The 263-nt window shown below is 41.8% G+C and carries 1 pseudogene; it reads right to left on the bottom strand.

From position 1 onward, the window contains the following. Positions 1-55: 55 nt before the first annotated feature. A pseudogene (locus tag I5349_RS13815) lies at positions 56-263 on the bottom strand (dihydrolipoyl dehydrogenase); the annotation flags it as partial.

Raw genomic sequence — 263 nt, 5'->3', positions numbered from 1 at the left:
CACCAGCTGCACTTGCCTTACCTGATGTTGAGAAAGGAAATTTACCCACTTTTTTTTAATATCCTGCTTCTTTCGCAGCTTTTTCTGTATAACCTTCAGATGAAATCTCAGGACTGCAATATGTACAGCCTGCGATATTATTATAGTCAATAGTCTCTGGGTGATGACCTGCTATCTTTTCTACACAAGTAATCCCCTCTGCTGATGTTACGTGAGCAAGCGCTGGACCTTTTACGATATCACCGATAGCATAGTAGCCTGGT

The sequence above is a fragment of the Penaeicola halotolerans genome (assembly GCF_016464625.1).
Taxonomy (GTDB): domain Bacteria; phylum Bacteroidota; class Bacteroidia; order Cytophagales; family Cyclobacteriaceae; genus Penaeicola; species Penaeicola halotolerans.
The sequence above is the reverse complement of the archived record's forward strand: the minus strand, read 5'-3'. Positions and strand labels throughout refer to the sequence as shown.